The sequence below is a fragment of the Stenotrophomonas maltophilia genome, assembly GCF_047782825.1.
Lineage (GTDB): Bacteria > Pseudomonadota > Gammaproteobacteria > Xanthomonadales > Xanthomonadaceae > Stenotrophomonas.
Genome location: NZ_CP180589.1, coordinates 2,504,372 through 2,521,263, shown reverse-complemented (window position 1 = coordinate 2,521,263; position 16,892 = coordinate 2,504,372). Strand labels below are relative to the sequence as shown.

17 protein-coding genes and 1 riboswitch are annotated in these 16,892 nt (G+C 66.8%); of the genes, 9 read left to right on the top strand and 8 right to left on the bottom strand.

Annotation, left to right across the window (positions count from 1 at the left end):
• Positions 1-31: 31 nt before the first annotated feature.
• The gene (locus ACM2ZB_RS11925; RefSeq protein WP_416055574.1) at positions 32-3,202 is read right to left on the bottom strand and encodes an autotransporter domain-containing protein; all 3,171 of its coding nucleotides are present in this window, start codon (positions 3,200-3,202) and stop codon (positions 32-34) included.
• 310 nt (positions 3,203-3,512) lie between these two features.
• Between ACM2ZB_RS11925 and glyA the strand changes: the two genes are divergently transcribed.
• The 4 genes from glyA (at position 3,513) to ribD (ending at position 7,111) form a co-directional block, all read left to right on the top strand.
• The gene (glyA, locus tag ACM2ZB_RS11920; protein ID WP_416055573.1) at positions 3,513-4,766 is read left to right on the top strand and encodes a serine hydroxymethyltransferase; all 1,254 of its coding nucleotides are present in this window, start codon (positions 3,513-3,515) and stop codon (positions 4,764-4,766) included.
• A 67-nt stretch (positions 4,767-4,833) separates the two neighbouring features.
• Complete coding sequence (locus ACM2ZB_RS11915; RefSeq protein WP_416055572.1) at positions 4,834-5,277, top strand: hypothetical protein; 444 nt, start codon at positions 4,834-4,836, stop codon at positions 5,275-5,277.
• 96 nt (positions 5,278-5,373) lie between these two features.
• Positions 5,374-5,895 carry a transcriptional regulator NrdR gene (nrdR, locus tag ACM2ZB_RS11910; protein WP_108767702.1) on the top strand — a complete coding sequence of 174 codons (522 nt, stop codon included), beginning with the start codon at positions 5,374-5,376 and terminating at the stop codon, positions 5,893-5,895.
• Positions 5,896-6,025: 130 nt separating this feature from the next.
• Entirely contained in the window at positions 6,026-7,111 is a 1,086-nt protein-coding gene (gene ribD / locus ACM2ZB_RS11905) for a bifunctional diaminohydroxyphosphoribosylaminopyrimidine deaminase/5-amino-6-(5-phosphoribosylamino)uracil reductase RibD (RefSeq protein ID WP_416055571.1), read from the top strand.
• Positions 7,112-7,147: 36 nt separating this feature from the next.
• On the opposite strand, the gene ACM2ZB_RS11900 is transcribed toward ribD, so the two are convergent.
• The 6 genes from ACM2ZB_RS11900 to ACM2ZB_RS11875 form a co-directional block, all read right to left on the bottom strand.
• A complete protein-coding gene (locus ACM2ZB_RS11900) occupies positions 7,148-7,759 on the bottom strand; it encodes a hypothetical protein (protein ID WP_416055570.1) in 612 nt (203 codons plus the stop codon).
• 82 nt (positions 7,760-7,841) lie between these two features.
• Positions 7,842-8,813, bottom strand: coding sequence for a hypothetical protein (locus ACM2ZB_RS11895; RefSeq protein ID WP_416055569.1), 972 nt, complete (start codon positions 8,811-8,813; stop codon positions 7,842-7,844).
• A 64-nt stretch (positions 8,814-8,877) separates the two neighbouring features.
• The gene (locus ACM2ZB_RS11890; protein ID WP_416055568.1) at positions 8,878-9,474 is read right to left on the bottom strand and encodes a hypothetical protein; all 597 of its coding nucleotides are present in this window, start codon (positions 9,472-9,474) and stop codon (positions 8,878-8,880) included.
• A complete protein-coding gene (locus ACM2ZB_RS11885; protein WP_416055567.1) occupies positions 9,474-10,097 on the bottom strand; it encodes a hypothetical protein in 624 nt (207 codons plus the stop codon). The genes ACM2ZB_RS11890 and ACM2ZB_RS11885 overlap by 1 nt, the downstream gene beginning before the upstream one ends.
• 1 nt (position 10,098) lies before the next feature.
• Positions 10,099-10,977, bottom strand: a complete 879-nt coding sequence (locus ACM2ZB_RS11880; RefSeq protein ID WP_416055566.1) for a hypothetical protein — start codon at positions 10,975-10,977, stop codon at positions 10,099-10,101.
• A gap of 156 nt (positions 10,978-11,133) precedes the next feature.
• Complete coding sequence (locus tag ACM2ZB_RS11875) at positions 11,134-11,757, bottom strand: outer membrane beta-barrel protein (protein ID WP_313440158.1); 624 nt, start codon at positions 11,755-11,757, stop codon at positions 11,134-11,136.
• A 292-nt stretch (positions 11,758-12,049) separates the two neighbouring features.
• A riboswitch (FMN riboswitch) is annotated at positions 12,050-12,196 on the top strand.
• Positions 12,197-12,273: 77 nt separating this feature from the next.
• Here ACM2ZB_RS11875 and ACM2ZB_RS11870 point away from each other — a divergent pair.
• From ACM2ZB_RS11870 to thiL, 5 genes are all read left to right on the top strand, one after another.
• Positions 12,274-12,900: a riboflavin synthase gene (locus ACM2ZB_RS11870; protein ID WP_416055565.1), complete on the top strand. Its 627-nt coding sequence runs from the start codon at positions 12,274-12,276 to the stop codon at positions 12,898-12,900.
• Entirely contained in the window at positions 12,897-13,997 is a 1,101-nt protein-coding gene (gene ribB / locus ACM2ZB_RS11865) for a 3,4-dihydroxy-2-butanone-4-phosphate synthase (RefSeq protein ID WP_176021789.1), read from the top strand. Before ACM2ZB_RS11870 ends, ribB begins: the two co-directional genes overlap by 4 nt.
• A gap of 205 nt (positions 13,998-14,202) precedes the next feature.
• Complete coding sequence (ribH, locus tag ACM2ZB_RS11860) at positions 14,203-14,670, top strand: 6,7-dimethyl-8-ribityllumazine synthase (protein WP_025876639.1); 468 nt, start codon at positions 14,203-14,205, stop codon at positions 14,668-14,670.
• Positions 14,667-15,146 (top strand): transcription antitermination factor NusB, encoded by a 480-nt coding sequence (gene nusB, locus ACM2ZB_RS11855; protein WP_049469504.1) that lies wholly within the window; start codon positions 14,667-14,669, stop codon positions 15,144-15,146. The genes ribH and nusB overlap by 4 nt, the downstream gene beginning before the upstream one ends.
• Before the next feature lie 156 nt (positions 15,147-15,302).
• On the top strand, positions 15,303-16,265 hold the full coding sequence (gene thiL / locus ACM2ZB_RS11850) for a thiamine-phosphate kinase (protein WP_416055564.1): 963 nt from the start codon (positions 15,303-15,305) through the stop codon (positions 16,263-16,265).
• A 197-nt stretch (positions 16,266-16,462) separates the two neighbouring features.
• On the opposite strand, the gene ACM2ZB_RS11845 is transcribed toward thiL, so the two are convergent.
• Positions 16,463-16,834 (bottom strand): DUF805 domain-containing protein, encoded by a 372-nt coding sequence (locus tag ACM2ZB_RS11845; protein ID WP_416055563.1) that lies wholly within the window; start codon positions 16,832-16,834, stop codon positions 16,463-16,465.
• Between the last annotated feature and the right edge of the window lie 58 nt (positions 16,835-16,892).

Here is a 16,892-nt window from a genome sequence, read left to right as displayed (position 1 = left end):
CTGCGGGAAGGGATCCGACCCCGTTTTTCACTTAGAACGCGACCGACCAGTCCAGCTGCGCACCCACATTGCGCTGGCCATCACCACGGCGGCCCTGCATCTGCAGCGCCACGCGGCTGTTGTCGGTGGGGCTCACCGCCACACCGAACTGGGCCAGGGCGCTGCGGCGGGCCAGCGGCGCACCGCTGATCGCAAAGCCCTGGCTGCCTTCCACGAAGCGTGCATCGACCTGCGGCAGGCGATCACCGCCAGCCACCTGCCAGCCCACGCGCGCGGTCAGTGCCGCGCGATCACGCTGGCCACCGCTGATGTCCCAGTCCGCGCGCAGCGCGGCCAGACCGGTGCGGTAACGTGCGCCGCCGCCGTTCCACTGCAGCGCGCTGTGGCCGCCACGCTCCTGGCCACCGTCGCTCTGCAGACGGACCTGGGCCAGTTCCAGCTCGGGGGTCAGCTGCAGGCGCGGGCCGCCGAAGGTCCAGCCGGCACGCAGGAACGCGGTGGTGCCGGTGGCGTCCTCGCGGGCTGACAGGCGTTCGTCCAGGCGGGTGCCAACCTGCGCGCTGCGGGTGCTGTCGGTGCGGTAATCGGCACGGCTGACGCCCGCACGCAGGCTCAGGCCCTGCCAGCGGTACTGGCCGTACACGCCGTACTCGGTGCTGTCGGTTTCGGCGCGTGCTTCGCGGCGGGCCAAGCGGCTGACCAGCTGCTGCTGGCCGGCGGCCACGCCCACTTCCAGCGACTCACCCAGGCGCCAGCCGGCGCCGGCCATCACGCCGTGCTGCGATGAACGCAGGCCGGTGTTGTCGGCGCTGGCATCGGTACGGCGCTGACCGGCATTGCCGCCGATCCACGCGTGCACGCCCGGGGCGATTTCCGCACCCATCGTGGCGCCGTCCAGATGGCGGTCGATGCCCTCGTGCAGGAAGCGGTTCTGCAGCAGCGCGCCACGGTGTGCGGCATGGATTTCGCCGGACAGGCTGTCGAAGGCCGGCACCACCTCGGCCACGTCCAGTCGCACCACGGCGTCATATACGGCGTTGCCATTGCCCAGCGCTTCCACCGCACCGGCCACGGCCTTCTGGTTGGGGTTCACCACCACATCGGGGAAGGCCAGTTCGATATCCGGCATGGCGATATCGTTGCGGGCCAGGGTCAGGTAGACGTTGCTGGCGTCGTAGTCCAGCGTGGGGGTCAGGAAGGCCAGCGTGCTGCTCACGCCGGTGAACGTGCCCTGCACACCCTGCGTTGCGCTCAGGATGGTGTAGCGGGTGCGCGGCTGCCAGTCACCCTCGCTGGCGATGGCTACCGTGTTGCCGCCCTGCAGCGTTGCACCGCCGCCCACCTGCACGCGATCACCGGCGCCATCGGCACCCAGGTCCACCAGGTAGCGCGAGCCGTTTTCCATCAGCAGGTTGCCGGTCATCGACAGCGTGGCAAAGGCCGTGGCCGAACCCGGGGCAAGCGTCGCGCCGTTGCGGATGATGACGCTGCCCAGCTGGCCGTCGCCGCTCAGTTCGGTGCCGGTGGCCAGCTCGGCCAGGCCACCCAGGCGGCCACGCACGTCCAGAGCGCCGGCCTGCACGCGGGTGGTGCCGGTGAAGCCGCTGCTGTCACCGGACAGGCTCAGCAGGCCCGCATCCAGCTTCACCACATCGCCGGCGCCGGACAGCACGTTGTTGAACAGGGTCTGGCCATTGCGCTGCAGCTGCAGCGTCGCGCCGGACGCCACATCCACCGCACCGCGGATCGCACCGTTGCCAGCCAGCACCAGGGTGCCCTGCTCAATGCGGGTACCCCCGTTGTAATTGTTGTTGGCATAGGTGGTCAGCGTGCCGCTGCCGGTCTTGCGCAGTGCACCGGTGCCGGTCAGGCGGCCGCTGAGCATCGCATCGACCTGGTCGGTGTCCAGCGTGGCCGTGCCGTCCAGTGCCATTTCAACGTTGCTGGTGAAGGCCTTGCTGGTCAGGTGCAGGGTGCCATCGGCAATCAGCACGTTGGCGGTGCCGGCGCCCTGGTAGATCTGACCACCGGCCAGGTTCAGCGTGCCCTGCGGACCGATGGTCAGCGAACCGCGGCTGCCGTTGGCGCCACCCAGGCCCAGCACGTCGTTCACCGTCAGCACGCCTCCGTCATAGACGGACACGCTGCCGGTGCCCAGGTTGCCGATGGTCAGGCGGCCCACGCTGGCCGAACTGCCGGCGTCGGCCACGCGGAAGCTGCCATCGCCCAGCACGTTCTCACCCACGCCCACGTTGCCTGCGGTCAGCGCGGCGCCGTCGAATACATTCAGTTCGGCCACCGCGTTCTGGCCCACGGCAATGAAGCCGGTGGTGGCAGTGGTGTCCTTGCCGGTCAGCACCAGTACGCCATCGGGCACGCCTGCACTGTGCCGCTGCTGGCCCAGCAGGGTGCTGCCGCGCACGGTCAACGCAGCGCCATCGGCGATGGTCATCATGCCGGTGCCGGTAACGCCGATCAGCAGGTCACTGGTGTTCAACCAGCTGGAATCCTTGCCGGTCACCGTCGCTTCGCCGCGGGCCGCGGTGCTGTAGCTGCCCAGGCGCGCGATGCCGGTTTCGAAGCTGCCACCGGCACGCACGTTCACCGTGCCGGCGCCCTGGCCACCCACGTGGATATGGGCGCTGGCGAAGCGCGAATCCTTGTCGGACACGGTCAGCACGCCGCTGCTGCCCAATTCCGAAGCCACCCATGTGCCTTGGGCATTGATCACCTGGCCGCCATCGAGCACGTCCAGCACGCCGTTGCCTTCATGGCCGACGCCGATGCTGTTGTTGCCGATCCACTGCGAACCGGCGCCGGTGACGGTGACCTTGCCAGTCGAGCCGGGCAGGGTGGCGATGAAGATGGCGGTGCTTTCCAGCACGCCGCCGTTCTGGATGAACAGCTCGCCGCCGCTGGCGTGGCCGATGTCCACGCGCCACGAATCGGCGCGGATGCCATCGACGACCACCGGGGTCACGCTGTCGATGTAGGCGTGGTTTTCAACGGTCAGGTTCGGATCGCCGTTGCTCCATGCGCCCGGTGCGTACCAGCTGCCATCGAGCAGGAGCGGGTCGCGCAGGGTTACCGTCGCAGCGGCGGCCGTCATCGGGCCGCTCATGGCCAGGCCGATCGCCAGGGCCAGCAGGTGGGTGGGAAGGGTGCCGGATGCGGCGGAAGTGCGACGCGGTGCCAGCGTCATTGCCGGCAGAACTTGATGCGGATGGGTCACGCGGATTTTCCCCTGTATGGACAGGGCGTATCGGCCGCGCAGGCCACGTCTTTAGGTTTGTGAAAATAAACAATTAAGATTTGCAAGGAAGGGGGTCACACTTCCGGAAATCTCTATCGAGCGACGGCGCCGCCCGATACCGCCGCGGAATGCACACGCAGGCGCGCCAGCACATCATGCCACAGCGCATTGCCCAAGCCCCTTCGGCTGCGGTCGCCCGGGCCCTCCAGCCCGCTTACAATCGCAGGCCCTGCTGTTCCCTCCCTGCCTGGAGTAACCGATGTTCCCGCGTGACGTCCGCATCGAAACCTACGATCCCGAACTGGCCAAGGCCATCGCCGCCGAAACCCAGCGCCAGGAAGACCATGTCGAGCTGATCGCCAGCGAGAACTACACCAGCCCGGCCGTGATGGAAGCCCAGGGCAGCCAGCTGACCAACAAGTACGCCGAAGGCTACCCGGGCAAGCGCTATTACGGTGGTTGCGAATACGTGGATATCGCCGAGCAGCTGGCGATCGACCGCCTGAAGCAGCTGTTTGGCGCGGACTATGCCAACGTGCAGCCGCACAGCGGCTCGCAGGCCAACCAGGCCGTGTACTTCGCCCTGCTGCAGCCGGGTGACACCATCCTCGGCATGAGCCTGGCCCACGGCGGCCACCTCACCCATGGTGCCAAGGTGAATGCCTCCGGCAAGCTGTTCAACGCCGTGCAGTACGGCGTGAACGACCAGGGGCTGATCGATTACGACGAAGTCGAGCGCCTGGCCCTGGAGCACAAGCCGAAGATGGTCGTGGCCGGCTTCTCGGCCTATTCGCAGGTGATCGACTGGGCGCGCTTCCGCGCCATCGCCGACAAGGTTGGTGCCTACCTGTTCGTGGACATGGCCCACGTGGCCGGTCTGGTCGCCGCAGGCGTCTACCCCAGCCCGCTGGAACACGCCCACGTGGTGACCTCCACCACCCACAAGACCCTGCGCGGCCCGCGTGGCGGCATCATCGTCGCCAAGGGTGCCGACGAAGACCTGGTCAAGAAGCTGCAGTCGATCGTGTTCCCGGGCATCCAGGGCGGTCCGCTGATGCACGTCATCGCCGGCAAGGCCGTGGCCTTCAAGGAAGCGCTGGAACCGAGCTTTGCCGCCTACCAGCAGCAGGTGGTGAAGAACGCCCAGGCGATGGCCAGCACGCTCATCGCGCGCGGCTACAAGATCGTCTCCGGCGGCACCCAGAACCACCTGATGCTGGTGGACATGATCGGCAAGGACGTGTCCGGCAAGGACGCGGAAGCCGCGCTGGGCAAGGCCCACATCACCGTCAACAAGAACTCGGTGCCGAATGACCCGCGTTCGCCGTTCGTCACCTCGGGCCTGCGCCTGGGCACCCCGGCGGTGACCACCCGTGGTTACGTCGAACAGGACTGCGTGGACCTGGCCAACTGGATCGCCGACGTGCTCGACGCCCCGGCCGATGAAGCGGTCATCACCCGCGTGCGCGACGCCGTCAGCGCGCAGTGCCGCAAGTACCCGGTCTACGGCTGATCGGGGAATGGGGTCGGATCCCTTCCCGCAGGGAAGGGCTCTGACCCCAACACTGGAGCAACCGCCCATGGATGAGCGCCGCCACCGTCGCATCTACATCGCCCACAGCCTGCTGCTGGGCCTGCCCGGCCTGATTGCCGGCGCGGGCGTAGCGGGCTTCGCCCTCTACATGTTCCTGACCCGTCTGGACCTGATGCGCGACGACGAGTACACGTTGCTGTTCCTCTGGGCGGCCGCTGGCCTGGCCGGCGCCGCCGGCTGGGTGTGGCTGTCGTGGCAGTACCTGCGGCACGGGCGCGAAGGCCTGCGGCGGGCACCGCCCCTGCCATGGATCGGGCTGGTGCTGGGCGTACTGGCCGCGCTGGGCATCGCCGGGCTGGTGCTGTTTGCCATGTTCCATGGCAGCCCCTGGCAGGTGCTGGGCTATCTGCTGCTGGGGCCGCCGGTGCTTTTGCCGGCTGCGCATCTGGCGTGGCTGCGCCGCAGCCAAACCCTTGCCGCACAAGGCTGAGCGCCGCCCGGATTTGCCGGTGCGGCCCTTCTCAGGTACCGTTGCGACGCTGCCATGATGATGGCAGATCGGTATTCCTCCTGAGCCAGGCGTTCCATGTATTGCCCCTTCTGCCAACATGCCGATACCCGGGTCATCGACTCGCGCGTCTCTGAAGACGGCGCGACGATCCGTCGTCGGCGTGAGTGCGAGGCGTGCAACGAGCGCTTCAGCACCCTGGAAACGGTCGAACTGAAGCTGCCGGCCATCGTCAAGAGTGATGGCACCCGCGAAGCCTTCGACCAGCGCAAGGTGCGCGCCGGCTTCGACCGCGCGCTGCAGAAGCGTGCCGTGCCGGAAGAGAAGATCGAAGCCGCCGTGCGTGCCGTGGTCCATCAGCTGCGCATCAGTGGCGAACGCGAAGTGCCGTCCATCAAGGTGGGCGAGTTCGTGATGAATGAACTGCGCAAGCTCGACCACGTGGGCTATGTGCGTTTCGCCTCGGTGTACCGCAGCTTCGAAGACGTGGCCGATTTCCGCGAGGAGATCGAAAAGCTCGAGCGCGATCTGCCGTCCAGTACCGAACAGCTGCAGCTGCTGGGCGATGTGATTGCCCTGACCAAGAAGAAGAAGGGCTGACCACCGCCGCTGCGGCAGGTGCCAACCTTGGTTGGCACGGAGGCGTCCATCCACGCATGGCGTGGATCTACCAACATCGCCGGTAGCGCCGGGCCATGCCCGGCGGTATCGACAGCGCTACCATGGCGCCATGACGACTCCGTTCTCCGCCCTCGACCACCTGCACATGGCCAACGCTCTGCGCCTGGCCGAGCGTGCTGCCTACACCACCCGCCCCAACCCGATGGTGGGCTGCGTGATCGCCCATGGCGAACGCGTGGTCGGGCAGGGCTGGCACCAGCGTGCCGGTGGCCCGCATGCTGAAGTCTTCGCCCTGCGCGATGCCGGCAGCGAGGCGCGCGGCGCCACCGCCTACGTCACTTTGGAGCCCTGCGCGCATTACGGGCGCACGCCGCCCTGCGCGCTGGCCCTGATCGAGGCGGGTGTCTCGCGCGTGGTCGCGGCGATGCGCGATCCGTTCCCGCAGGTCGATGGCGGTGGCTTCGATCTGCTGCGAGCGGCGGGCATCGACGTCGCCGAAGGTCTGATGGCCACGCAGGCGCGCGAGTTGAACAAGGGCTTCTTGTCGCGGGTGGAGCGCAACCGGCCGTGGCTGCGGGTGAAGCTGGCCGCCAGTCTGGATGGCCGCACGGCGATGGCCGATGGAACCTCGAAATGGATCACCGGTGTGGCCGCGCGCGAAGACGTGCAGCATTGGCGTGCACGCGCGGGCGCGATCCTGACCGGTGCCGATACGGTGCTGGCCGACGACCCGATGCTGACCGTGCGCCTGGCGGGTACCGAGGTGATGCCGCCACTGCGCGTTGTACTCGATTCGCGTCTGCGTTCGCTGGAATGCAGCCGCGTGCGCGAGGGCGGGGCATCGACGCTGTACGTTCACGATGCAGCCGTGAGCGCACCGGATGCGGCCGACGCTGAGTTCGCCAGCGTGCCCGGTGTCGACGGGCGGTTGGATCTTGGTGCGGTGCTGGCCCTGCTGGCAGAACGTGGCATCAACGAAGTGCACACCGAAGCCGGTGCCACCCTGGCTGGCGCGCTGCTGCGCGGCGGCTGGGTGGACGAACTCCTGCTGTACCAGGCGCCCACGCTGCTGGGCGATTCCGGCCGCCCGCTGCTGGCGGGCCTGGGCATCGAGGCGATGGACCAGCAACGCCGCCTGCGCGTGGTGGACCAGCGCCAGGTGGGGGATGACCTGCGGTTGCTGTTGCGGGCATAACAGGCGTCGGTAGCGCCGGGCCGTGCCCGGCGGACTTCAATCAGCATCACACAGCTCGTCGTCCTGCGGCAGCAGTGGTTCATCGAACCACTGTTCGATCGGCAGCAATCGCCACAGGATGGTCTGGTAGAGCTGATGCACGCGCTCGGCATGGGCGAACGCATGGCGTGCCTGGTACCACCCCGTGACCGCGCGGCAATGTGGCGCATCGGGTGCATCGCGCAACACCGCCGCCCAGCGAAGGAAAAGCGCATCGATGCGTGCCTGGCGCCCCGCTTCAGGCGTGGCCTGCAACGCCAGATACTCCTGCCGCAGCGGTTCCACGTCGGGATGCTGGCAGACAAGCTGATACATCCCGATTTCCGGCGATCCCCCCGGCACGAACGCCCGCGCAGCACAGCTGACCCTGGGCAGTCGCAACGCCAGTGCCTGCACAAAGGCCCGCGTGGCCGACGGGGAAGGCGCAGCGGGTCCCTGCCGGGAAAGTACCGCGGGCACATCGTCCACAAGCAACTGCCACTGCAGCGCGACGGCAGGCTCGTATCCTTCGCCCCGCGCGCGCAGCATCTGCCGCGCCCCCGCATCGTCGTGCAGCAGCACCCGCGCCTGCAAGGTGTACTCGGCCTGCGGCGAGAGATCGGCAGGCACGCCTTCGCCATCGAGGCGACCGCCCAGAGCGGCAGGCCCAGAAACAGGATCACAAGATGCGTGATCATGAGGAGGCGCCACATCAGTCGGTATTCTCCCTGTTCCACAGCTCGCGGTTGCGCTCATGGACCATGCGGCAGTAGCCCGTGGCCTCTTCGTCGCTCATTCCCTTTACCCGCTCGACCAGGTGGCCCTGCAGCGCGCCGTTGCTCAGGGAGGGGGTCTGGGGATGGTGCCTGGCAATGAACCTCAGCTCGGCGGCCATCATCAGGTCGCAGGTGGGAATGCCGGTGACCGTGGGCACGGATTCCGCTTCGATACGCGTATTCCACGGGTCGAAGGGAAGTGCCTGCTGCAACAGTGCGTTTCCCAACAGCGGCAGATTGGTGCTCACCCAAGCGCCGTTGTCTGGCCTCTGCAGGAACACTGCGCTGCCCTGATGTGAACGATCCGGCGCGTCGCGCAGGGCGCTGGCGAAGGAGACGAAGAGGGCCTTGGCGTTTTCTGGATCTTCACCAACGACGACGCGTCGCTTCTGCGCGTCCCGGTAGGTCGAGAAGAAGCCGGAGAGGTCGGGGAAGGCACAGCGATACTCCACAGTGGCCTGCGGCATCGAATCCACCTTCTGCCGGGTGATGCTGGTGATGGTGCAGGACAGGGTCTTCTGCCGCATCTCCAGAGCGCGGGAAACCGGCTCCATTGCCGTGCCGTTGAAAGCGGCCTTGGGCAGTTGAAGTACATCGAGGGGGTCGACGATCACCTCGGCGCCGTCGTTGATCTCCGGCAGAAGGTTGCGCTTGCGTAGCGCTTCCTTGGACGTTGCGTTGCCGTGGAGGATGACCTGCACATAGGCGTCGAAGGTGTCTTCCAGTGAAAGCGCAGCAGGTTGTGCGGCAACAGCGGTGAGTGGTGTTCCCAGCAGCAGGGTGAAGACGGGTTTCAGCATGGCGGCACACGGGCAGATCACGAAGTGCCCGAGGATCAGGGTGCTGCGCTTGCAGGTCCATGCAATTCTTCTGAAATTCCACCGGCTCGCGCGATGGGTATCGCGCACCGTCTGCGTGGCCTGGGAGAATCCGCCGGGCACGGCCCGGCGCTACCCCAGGCATGTGCCGAAGCTACTCCGGCAGCATCAGCAGCAACGCGATCCACCGGTGCAGTGGCGGCATGTCCTGCGCCACCCACACATCGTCCGCGTTGTGACGTGCCATGACCACGCTACCGGTATGGAGGCGCTTGGGGGCGCGTTGCAACAGGGCGGTCGCGTGGTGAATCGTTGCGAGTTCGCCCTCGTCGCCCGGGGGGCGAAACGCGTCGTCTGGCGTGCTGGCATTCATCGCCTCGTAATCGGGCACCTGGCAGGCATAGGAAACGATGGCGATCTGCATGTCGTCACCCGCGCGCACCTCGCTGCCTGTGCTGCGGCAGTGGGTCTGCCGCAGCGCCCGCGCCACCTGTCGCGAGAGTTCGCGGCCGGCGCGCGTGCGCTCGTTGTCCGCGGGTGCGTCGCCAACGACCACCCGGTTCACCGCATCTTCCCAGCGTTCGCTTCGCACTGGCATGCCGGTCAACGCGGTGATCTGTGCTTCAGCATCGGCGTCACCTTCCAGCATGAACCGCGCGAACAGGTCGAAGCTCTGCTCCGGTGTTGGCACGGGTGTCTGCGCAGAGGCGGTCGAAGCAACGCACATCAGGAAGAACAGCAGGCAAGGCATCATCCGGCCTCCTCGGGCAGGTGTTCGTTCCACTCGAAGAATGGCAGGAACGCATCGGCAACCGCGCTCAGCAGTGGCGTCAGGTTGCCGATGCGCCAGGCGGCGCCGTCATGATCGCGATGGAACGACACGTTGATGATCCTTTCGTGATCCGGTACCACCGAAATCATCCGGGTGTACGCCGTTGCCAGCGGCATCGCCATCTGGGGCCGATGCGGTCCATTGAACGGCACCGGGTGTTGTCGATACACCGGCAGCAAAGCGTCCAGATCGGGCAGGCGGCAACGGAAGGTGACGTCGGCAAGCCCGGCCTGCGGGTAGCGCACGGCGTCGGCGCTGCAACGTGCCAATCGCTGCCGCGCGCGCAGGGCCGCGGCAGCCTGCGGCCAATCGAGCAGTTCAGGGGCCCGTTCCAGCTGGCTCATCGTGGCCAGCGCTGCCGCCAGCGGCGGTCCCTGGTCGTCCTGCAGGTAGTGTGCCAGCGCTGCCTGGGCGGCCGCATCGCCGTGCACGATCACCTGTGCGTACAGGTCGAACACCTGCATGGCGGGGTCGGTGCTGGCATGGGCGGCCAGTGGGGCCAGCAACAGTGCAGCCAGCCCCCTGTACTTCAGCGATGCCACGTCAGGCGCATTCGTCGGTCCACATCATCTCGGCGATCGGGCGCAGGGCCTTGCACTCCTGCGTCATTTCATCGGCCGATTTCACCTGCGCCTTGGCCTTCAGTTCTTCGGCCATCGCATCCACGCCGCTGATCTGTGCCGGGGCGATCTTCGCCACGCAGCTGCGGTGCTGCTGCAGCAGCAGGTCGCAGCCTGGTACGCCGGTCACCTTCGGGGCCTTGGCGGCCTCGGCGTCTTCCATCCAGACCTGGAACGGGGCGATGGCTTCCAGCACCGGGGTGATCAGGTTGTCGAAGCTGCCGCTGCTCCAGTAACCCTGATTGGCATCCGAGTACAGCGTCTGGGTGCCCTTCACCGGGCGCGTCGCGCCGCTCTTCAGGGCCTGCGTGTAGGCCTCGACGAAACGGGGGCGTGCCTGGGCATCGTCCTCGGCCATGCTGGCGGTAAACAGCGGGCGCACGCTTTCCAGGTCCGCCACCTGGCAGGTGAACTCGACCGTGGCGACCTTCTGGTCATCCAGGTACTCGTTGTTCTCGATGGTGCTGCCGGTGGCACGGCACTTCGATGCCCTCAGCACCTTGGCGTACAGCGCCTCGGTCTGGGCGGCATCGGCCTTGCCGCCGATGCTGGCCTGCAGCGCCATCCACGGTTCGGCCAGGGCCTTGGCCAGCCCGCCCGGGGTGGGGGTCAGGGCGTCCTTGCCTTCGTGGGCGGCGCGCATGCTGTCGTTGAGCGTCCGCGTGGCTGCGGCATCGTCTTCCACCAGTACGCGGGCGTACAGGTCAAGGGTCTGTTCGGGGGTGAGCGCCGGCGCGGCAGACGCGAACATCGGAGCGCACAGCAGGGCGCTGGCGAGCAGGGTGCGGAGCGGAGTCTTCATGACGGTGTTCCTGTTCCAGGGGCGTGTGCCAGAGGCGCGCAAGCCTAGCCCATTCGGCGGCCTGCGTGGAAACGGTTCCGCCGCGTGGGGCAGTGCATCGCAAAAAAAACGGGCCCCTTGCGGGGCCCGTTCGATCACACGACGAGGATCGAGCAATCAGAAGCTGGCGCGCACGCCGGCCGAGTACTGGGTGACGTCGCGGTAGCCGGAGATCTCGCCCACCAGACCCCAGGTCTTGGTGAAGTTGATCTGGCCGCCGAGGGTGCCGACCCAGGTGCCTTCGAAGTTGTTGCCGCCATCCATGTAACCGGCCTTGATCCAGGCTTCGGTCATGCGCGAGGGCTTGCCGCGCAGGCCCATGGTGGCGCGCACCAGGTTGGTGTGGTCCTTGGCGGTGATACGGCCGTAGTCCACATCCTTCACGGTGAGTTCGGCCTGCTGGCGAACCCAGGCGATGTCGGCGGTGTAGTCGACACGGTCGCTGAACGGCATGTGGTAGCCGATGCCCAGTTCCGGCTGGTTCAGCTTCACCTTGAACGAGCCGTAATCGTAGTTGTAGCTCTTGCTGGCGTAGTTCCAGCCGCCGAACACGTGAACCTGTTCAGCCAGCGCGACCGAACCGCGCACGTAGCCGCCGTCGACCTTCGGGTCGTTCAGGTCGTCATCGTTGGTGCGGGCCTGGGTCCAGCCGCCTTCGACGTAGGTGTAGCTGAGGGCTTCGGCCGAGGCCGAGAGCGGAGCAGCGGCCAGCAGGGCGGCCACGATCAGGATCTTGCGCATGGGAATTCCTGTGAATTGCAGTCCATTGGCGGGCCACCATCGCGGCAGTCCGTGGCGACCTCATGTCGTCCGATGGGTGAGTTTAATGAAAGTTTTACAGATTGCGAGCGACAAGCGTCACAACTGGAGGGGGGCGGGGTCGGATCCGTTTCCCGTTGGGAAACGGCTCTGACCCCAGCCAATCGGGCCGCCGGGGTCAGAGCCCTTTCCTGCGGAAAGGGATCCGACCCCGGGTCATCCGACCCCGTTCAGCCCGGGCTGGTACACTAGCGCCGCCGGTTCGCCGGTATACAAACGTCTTCAGGGCGGGGTGCAATTCCCCACCGGCGGTAGGTGCGCAAGCACGAGCCCGCGAGCGCCCCGGCCTTACCGTCGGGGGTCAGCAGATCCGGTCCAATGCCGGAGCCGACGGTCATAGTCCGGATGAAAGAAGACGGTGCCACAGGGCCTTTGCGGCCCTGCGCCCGCCTGTTTGCCTTGCGGCGTTTTTCGCTCACTTTTCGCGGAGAACGTTACTTGTTTACTGGAATCATCGAAGGCGTCGGCCGTCTGGCCGCACGCGAATCCATCGGCGGCGATGTCCGCTTCACCTTCAATGTCGGGAATCTGCCGTTCGACAACGTGCAGATGGGCGAGAGCATCGCCATCAACGGCGTCTGCCTCACCGTCATCGCGTTCGACGCCAGCAGCTTCCAGGCCGATGCGTCCACCGAGACCCTGGGCCTGACCACGTTGGGCCAGCTGGCCGAAGGTGCAGTCATCAACCTCGAACGTGCCATGCGCCCGACCGACCGCCTTGGCGGCCATCTGGTCAGCGGCCACGTCGACGGCCTCGGCCAGGTGCTGTCCATCCATGAAGATGCACGTGCCCAGCGCTGGCGATTCGCTGCACCGGCCGCGCTGCGCCGCTACATCGCCAAGAAGGGCTCGATCTGCGTGGACGGCGTCAGCCTCACCGTCAATGAAGTGGACGATGAAGGTTTTGAAGTCGCGCTGATTCCGCACACCGTGGCCAATACCGCGTTCTCCGCCGCAGGCGTAGGCAGCGCGGTCAATCTCGAAATCGACCTGGTCGCCCGGTATGTGGAGCGCCTGATCAGTGTGCCGACCAACGGTCAGCACGCACAGGGAGATGCCGCATGAACTTCGCCCCCATCCCGGAAATCCTGGAAGACATCCGCCTCGGCCGCATGGTCGTCATCGTCGATGACGAAGACCGCGAGAACGAAGGCGACCTGATCATGGCGGCCGAGCTGGTCAAGGCCAGCGACATCAACTTCATGGTGACCCACGGCCGCGGCCTGGTGTGTCTGCCGTTGACCCGCACCCGCGCGGCCGACCTTGGCCTGGCGCCGATGGTGCAGGCCAATACCGCGCAGTTCCAGACCAACTTCACCGTCAGCATCGAAGCGGCTGAAGGCGTGACCACCGGCATTTCCGCCCACGACCGCGCGCACACCATCCGCACCGCGGTGAAGCCCAATGCCAAGCCGGCCGACCTGCACCAGCCGGGTCATATCTTCCCGTTGATCGCCCAGCCGGGTGGCGTGCTGACCCGCGCCGGCCACACCGAAGCCGGCGTCGACCTGGCCATGCTGGCCGGGCTGGAACCGGCCGGCGTGCTGGTGGAGATCCTCAATCCTGACGGCAGCATGGCGCGCCGCCCGGAACTGGAAGTGTTCGCCCGCGAGCACGGCCTGAAGATGGGCTCCATCGCCGACCTGATCGCCTACCGCCTGGCCACCGAAAAGACGGTCGAGCGCGTGGACGAGCGCGACATCGACACCGAATTCGGCCCGTTCAAGCTGGTGACCTACCGCGACCGCATCGCGCACGACCTGCATTTCGCCCTGGTACGCGGTACCCCGGATGCCGACACCCCGACCCTGGTGCGGGTGCAGGTGGAAAACCCGCTGGCCGACCTGCTGCACTGGCGCCGCGATGACTTCGGCGTGGCGGCGACCGATGCCCTGCGCGCCATTGATGCCGAAGGCAGTGGCGTGATGGTGGTGCTGCAGGCCCCGCGCGACGGTGAAAGCCTGCTGGCCCGCCTGCGCCAGCAGCCGGCACCGGTGGTACCGGGCAAGGACAAGGACGTGAGCCAGTGGCGCCGCAACGGTGCCGGCGCGCAGATCCTGTCCGACCTGGGCCTGGGCAAGCTGCGCGTGCTGGGCACCCCGCGTCGCCAGATCGGCCTGGCCGGGTACGGCCTGGAAGTGGTGGAGACGGTTACCCCGTAAACCCCTTGGCGTGCCGACCAACGGTCGGCACCCACTGTCTGCCCTCTGGTGGGTGCCGACCATGCCCTACCTGTGATGGGGGCCGACCATGCCCTACCTGTGGTGGGTGCCGACCGTTGGTCGGCACACCCTGCAGGCCCCCGCCAACCACGGCCGGGGCCCATCCACGGTAGAATTACCCCCTTATCGAACCCCCAAGCCGCATATGAGCCACTACGAAGGCGATCTTCGCACTCCCGAATCGGCGCGCTTCGCCATCCTGGCCAGCCGCTGGAATGCCCGTATCACCGACGTGCTGGTCGCTGGCGCCCGCCAGAGCCTGGCCGGCAACGGCATTGCCGAAGCCAACATCGACGTGATCCGCGTGCCGGGTGCCTGGGAACTGCCGCTGGTGGCCGCGCGCCTGGCCGCCGCCCACGAACACGCCGCCATCCTCACCCTGGGCTGCGTGATCCGTGGCGACACCCGTCACTACGAACACGTGGCCGACCGCTGCGCCGAAGGCCTGATGCGCGTGCAGCTGGACTTCGGCGTGCCGGTGCTGAACGGCGTGCTGGCCGTGGAACGTGTGGAAGATGCCGAGGCCCGCGCAGGCGGCAGCCACGGCAACAAGGGCGAGGAAGTCGCACTCGCCGCATTGGAAATGGTCAACCTTCTGGAGCAGCTGCCATGAACAAGAACACCCAGGGCAAGCCCTCCGGTAAACCCGTCCGCCGCGATGGCATCGATCCGGTGCTGCGCTCGCGCGCCCGCCGTCGTGCCGTGCAGGCCATCTACGCCTGGCAGATCTCCGGCGGCAACGGCCAGTCGCTGATCGCCCAGTTCGCCCACGAGCAGGCCCGCGAAATCGCTGACTTGGCGTATTTCGAAGCGCTGGTGCATGGCGTGCTCGACAACCGCCGCGACATCGATGAAGCCTTCGGTCCGTACCTGGACCGCAGCATCGACGAAGTGGACGCGATCGAGCGCGCGGTGCTGCGCCTGGCCGGTTACGAACTGCGCTACCGCCTGGACGTGCCATACCGCGTGGTCATCAACGAAGCCATCGAATCGGCCAAGCGCTTCGGTTCCGAACATGGCCACACCTACGTCAACGGCGTGCTGGATCGTGCCGCCGTGGAATGGCGCAAGGTCGAATCGGGTCACTGATCCGGTTCCGCTTCTGGCGGATGCCCTGATTCTGCCTTCGGTAGGTGCCAACCTTGGTTGGCACGGGTGAAACCCCGCCCTGACTCTGCTTCTGGTGGGTGCCAACCTTGGTTGGCACTGATGCCTGATATCGCCATTACCCCTCGGGAGCACGCCATGTCCCTGGCCGAATTCGCCCTCATCGACCGCATCCGCGCCCGCACCGTCGAGCGCGACGACATCGTGCTGGGTATCGGCGATGACGCCGCGCTGCTGCAGCCGCGTGCCAATGAGCAGCTGGTGGTCACCGCCGATACGCTCAACAGCGGCGTGCATTTCCCGGCCGAAACCCCGGCCTTCGATATCGGCTGGAAGACGCTGGCGGTCAATCTTTCCGACCTGGCTGCAATGGGCGCGCGCCCGGCATGGTGCACGCTGGCACTGTCGTTGCCCGAGGCCAGCGAAGAATGGATCGAGGCTTTCGCCGATGGTTTCTTTGCACTGGCCGACCAGCACGACATCGCGCTGATCGGTGGCGACACCACCCGTGGTCCGCTGTCGCTGACCGTGACCGCCATGGGCCAGGTCGGCCGCGGCCAGGCACTGCGTCGCGACCGCGCGCAGGTGGGCGATGACATCTGGGTCAGTGGCACCCTGGGCGATGCCGCCGGTGCGCTGCGCCTGTGGCAGCAGGGCGCATTGAACGTGGCCACGGCCACGCTGCTGGCGGACTACGAGAGCCTGCGCCTGCGCCTACTGCGGCCGACGCCGCGGGTGACCCTGGGCCTGCGCCTGCGCGCGTTCGCGCATGCGGCGGTGGATGTGTCCGATGGCCTGCTGGCCGATCTGGGACACATCGCCACGCGCAGCGCAGTGGCCGCGCATGTCGATGCCGATCTGTTGCCGGTTTCGAATGCACTGCGTGAGTTGCTGGGCCGCGACGGTGCACGAGACTGCGCACTGCGCGGGGGTGACGACTACGAACTGTGTTTCACCGCCGCCGCCAGCCAGCGCGATGCGCTGCACTACCTGGCCGAATCGCTGGATCTGCCGCTGACCCGCATCGGCCGTATTGCCGAAGGGCAGGGCGTGCACGTGGATGGCGAAGCCGCCGACGGCGGATACAAGCATTTCGCGTAGTTGAAGACGCCGGGCATGGCCCGACGCTACCTTGCTGCCGTGGTAGGTGCCAACCTTGGTTGGCACTGTGTCGACCAAGGTCGACACCTACCAAGCAGAGCCACAGCGCCGACGCGTTGCTGTGGTAGGTGCCAACCTTGGTTGGCACTGTGTCGACCAAGGTCGACACCTACCAGAGCGGAAGCAGGGCGCAATCGTTAGACGTGTGGCACCAGGGAACCGAAGCGGTTGCCGCCCGGCGTACCCGGCAGCAGCAGGAACACCAGCAGCGCCAGGCTCACGAAAGGTACCAACATCAGCAGCAGCCACCAGCCCGAACGATCGGTGTCGTGCAGGCGGCGCACGGTCACGGCCAGGCAGGGCACCACAACCGCCAGCCACGTCAGCAGGCTCAGGCCAATCGACACCAGCGCCAAGCCCTGCGAGCCGACGTGGCCAGCGTACACGCTCAGGATGTACGACGGGATCGAAACGATCACAACGAACAACTGAAACCACCAGTACTCGCTGCGGCTGGCGCGGCCGTTGAACTGCGTGTAACGCTTCAACGGGATCATCATCTTGTGCATCGGGTTTACTCCTTCAAATGAGAGCCCCGCACTATCTATCTGCATGAAGGCCCAGGCC

Excerpts from the sequence above, each read along its gene's own strand:
- ACM2ZB_RS11925 (WP_416055574.1), bottom strand. The coding sequence starts at position 3,202 with ATGACGCTGGCACCGCGTCGCACTTCCGCCGCATCCGGCACCCTTCCC.
- glyA (WP_416055573.1), top strand. The coding sequence starts at position 3,513 with ATGTTCCCGCGTGACGTCCGCATCGAAACCTACGATCCCGAACTGGCC.
- ACM2ZB_RS11915 (WP_416055572.1), top strand. The coding sequence starts at position 4,834 with ATGGATGAGCGCCGCCACCGTCGCATCTACATCGCCCACAGCCTGCTG.
- nrdR (WP_108767702.1), top strand. The coding sequence starts at position 5,374 with ATGTATTGCCCCTTCTGCCAACATGCCGATACCCGGGTCATCGACTCG.
- ribD (WP_416055571.1), top strand. The coding sequence starts at position 6,026 with ATGACGACTCCGTTCTCCGCCCTCGACCACCTGCACATGGCCAACGCT.
- ACM2ZB_RS11890 (WP_416055568.1), bottom strand. The coding sequence starts at position 9,474 with ATGCCTTGCCTGCTGTTCTTCCTGATGTGCGTTGCTTCGACCGCCTCT.
- ACM2ZB_RS11880 (WP_416055566.1), bottom strand. The coding sequence starts at position 10,977 with ATGAAGACTCCGCTCCGCACCCTGCTCGCCAGCGCCCTGCTGTGCGCT.
- ACM2ZB_RS11875 (WP_313440158.1), bottom strand. The coding sequence starts at position 11,757 with ATGCGCAAGATCCTGATCGTGGCCGCCCTGCTGGCCGCTGCTCCGCTC.
- ribB (WP_176021789.1), top strand. The coding sequence starts at position 12,897 with ATGAACTTCGCCCCCATCCCGGAAATCCTGGAAGACATCCGCCTCGGC.
- ribH (WP_025876639.1), top strand. The coding sequence starts at position 14,203 with ATGAGCCACTACGAAGGCGATCTTCGCACTCCCGAATCGGCGCGCTTC.
- nusB (WP_049469504.1), top strand. The coding sequence starts at position 14,667 with ATGAACAAGAACACCCAGGGCAAGCCCTCCGGTAAACCCGTCCGCCGC.
- thiL (WP_416055564.1), top strand. The coding sequence starts at position 15,303 with ATGTCCCTGGCCGAATTCGCCCTCATCGACCGCATCCGCGCCCGCACC.
- ACM2ZB_RS11845 (WP_416055563.1), bottom strand. The coding sequence starts at position 16,834 with ATGCACAAGATGATGATCCCGTTGAAGCGTTACACGCAGTTCAACGGC.